Raw genomic sequence first — 2,612 nt, forward strand, 5'->3', positions numbered from 1 at the left:
GTTGGGCATTAAGGAAAAGTTAATGGCAATCCGAATCTTCGCGATACTTTTCTCCATTTTTTCTCTTGCCACTTTCGCGCATGCGCAAGAAGGCACGCTAGAACGTTCTGACTGGAGGAAGTTTTTCAGCGAATTTCAAGCCAAAGGCACGATAGTTGTGGCAGACGAACGCCAAGCGGATCGTGCCATGTTGGTTTTTGATCCTGTGCGATCGAAGAAACGCTACTCGCCTGCATCGACATTCAAGATACCTCATACACTTTTTGCACTTGATGCAGGCGCTGTTCGTGATGAGTTCCAGATTTTTCGATGGGACGGCGTTAACAGGGGCTTTGCAGGCCACAATCAAGACCAAGATTTGCGATCAGCAATGCGGAATTCTACTGTTTGGGTGTATGAGCTATTTGCAAAGGAAATTGGTGATGACAAAGCTCGGCGCTATTTGAAGAAAATCGACTATGGCAACGCCGATCCTTCGACAAGTAATGGCGATTACTGGATAGAAGGCAGCCTTGCAATCTCGGCGCAGGAGCAAATTGCATTTCTCAGGAAGCTCTATCGTAACGAGCTGCCCTTTCGGGTAGAACATCAGCGCTTGGTCAAGGATCTCATGATTGTGGAAGCCGGTCGCAACTGGATACTGCGTGCAAAGACGGGCTGGGAAGGCCGTATGGGTTGGTGGGTAGGATGGGTTGAGTGGCCGACTGGCTCCGTATTCTTCGCACTGAATATTGATACGCCAAACAGAATGGATGATCTTTTCAAGAGGGAGGCAATCGTGCGGGCAATCCTTCGCTCTATTGAAGCGTTACCGCCCAACCCGGCAGTCAACTCGGACGCTGCGCGATAAAACCGCGCAGCGCCGGTTACTTCAACGTTAAACATCATGAGGGAAGCGGTGATCGCCGAAGTATCGACTCAACTATCAGAGGTAGTTGGCGTCATCGAGCGCCATCTCGAACCGACGTTGCTGGCCGTACATTTGTACGGCTCCGCAGTGGATGGCGGCCTGAAGCCACACAGTGATATTGATTTGCTGGTTACGGTGACCGTAAGGCTTGATGAAACAACGCGGCGAGCTTTGATCAACGACCTTTTGGAAACGTCGGCTTCCCCTGGAGAGAGCGAGATTCTCCGCGCTGTAGAAGTCACCATTGTTGTGCACGACGACATCATTCCGTGGCGTTATCCAGCTAAGCGCGAACTGCAGTTTGGAGAATGGCAGCGCAATGACATTCTTGCAGGTATCTTCGAGCCAGCCACGATTGACATTGATCTGGCTATCTTGCTGACAAAAGCAAGAGAACATAGCGTTGCCTTGGTAGGTCCAGCGGCGGAGGAACTCTTTGATCCGGTTCCTGAACAGGATCTATTTGAGGCGCTAAATGAAACCTTAACGCTATGGAACTCGCCGCCCGACTGGGCTGGCGATGAGCGAAATGTAGTGCTTACGTTGTCCCGCATTTGGTACAGCGCAGTAACCGGCAGAATCGCGCCGAAGGATGTCGCTGCCGACTGGGCAATGGAGCGCCTGCCGGCCCAGTATCAGCCCGTCATACTTGAAGCTAGACAGGCTTATCTTGGACAAGAAGAAGATCGCTTGGCCTCGCGCGCAGATCAGTTGGAAGAATTTGTTCACTACGTGAAAGGCGAGATCACCAAGGTAGTCGGCAAATAATGTCTAACAATTCGTTCAAGCCGACGCCGCTTCGCGGCGCGGCTTACCTTGGCCGTTGGGCATTAAGGAAAAGTTAATGGCAATCCGAATCTTCGCGATACTTTTCTCCATTTTTTCTCTTGCCACTTTCGCGCATGCGCAAGAAGGCACGCTAGAACGTTCTGACTGGAGGAAGTTTTTCAGCGAATTTCAAGCCAAAGGCACGATAGTTGTGGCAGACGAACGCCAAGCGGATCGTGCCATGTTGGTTTTTGATCCTGTGCGATCGAAGAAACGCTACTCGCCTGCATCGACATTCAAGATACCTCATACACTTTTTGCACTTGATGCAGGCGCTGTTCGTGATGAGTTCCAGATTTTTCGATGGGACGGCGTTAACAGGGGCTTTGCAGGCCACAATCAAGACCAAGATTTGCGATCAGCAATGCGGAATTCTACTGTTTGGGTGTATGAGCTATTTGCAAAGGAAATTGGTGATGACAAAGCTCGGCGCTATTTGAAGAAAATCGACTATGGCAACGCCGATCCTTCGACAAGTAATGGCGATTACTGGATAGAAGGCAGCCTTGCAATCTCGGCGCAGGAGCAAATTGCATTTCTCAGGAAGCTCTATCGTAACGAGCTGCCCTTTCGGGTAGAACATCAGCGCTTGGTCAAGGATCTCATGATTGTGGAAGCCGGTCGCAACTGGATACTGCGTGCAAAGACGGGCTGGGAAGGCCGTATGGGTTGGTGGGTAGGATGGGTTGAGTGGCCGACTGGCTCCGTATTCTTCGCACTGAATATTGATACGCCAAACAGAATGGATGATCTTTTCAAGAGGGAGGCAATCGTGCGGGCAATCCTTCGCTCTATTGAAGCGTTACCGCCCAACCCGGCAGTCAACTCGGACGCTGCGCGATAAAACCGCGCAGCGCCGGTTACTTCAACGTTA

The 2,612-nt window shown here is 51.1% G+C and carries 2 protein-coding genes and 1 pseudogene; all 3 read left to right on the top strand.

Annotated features, from left to right (window positions below; all coding sequences use genetic code 11):
- The first annotated feature begins 22 nt into the window (after positions 1-22).
- Complete coding sequence (locus tag AB5Y70_RS12015; RefSeq protein ID WP_001007673.1) at positions 23-850, top strand: oxacillin-hydrolyzing class D beta-lactamase OXA-2; 828 nt, start codon at positions 23-25, stop codon at positions 848-850.
- A 36-nt stretch (positions 851-886) separates the two neighbouring features.
- Positions 887-1,755: pseudogene (aadA1, locus tag AB5Y70_RS12020) on the top strand (ANT(3'')-Ia family aminoglycoside nucleotidyltransferase AadA1).
- A complete protein-coding gene (locus AB5Y70_RS12025) occupies positions 1,755-2,582 on the top strand; it encodes an oxacillin-hydrolyzing class D beta-lactamase OXA-2 (protein WP_001007673.1) in 828 nt (275 codons plus the stop codon). The pseudogene aadA1 and the gene AB5Y70_RS12025 overlap by 1 nt, the downstream one beginning before the upstream one ends.
- Positions 2,583-2,612: the final 30 nt, after the last annotated feature.

It is taken from the genome of Aeromonas sp. s1(2024), assembly GCF_040908005.1.
GTDB classification, from domain to species: domain Bacteria; phylum Pseudomonadota; class Gammaproteobacteria; order Enterobacterales; family Aeromonadaceae; genus Aeromonas; species Aeromonas caviae.

Coding starts and splice junctions, on each gene's coding strand:
- AB5Y70_RS12025 (WP_001007673.1), top strand. CDS start 1,755: ATGGCAATCCGAATCTTCGCGATACTTTTCTCCATTTTTTCTCTTGCC.
- AB5Y70_RS12015 (WP_001007673.1), top strand. CDS start 23: ATGGCAATCCGAATCTTCGCGATACTTTTCTCCATTTTTTCTCTTGCC.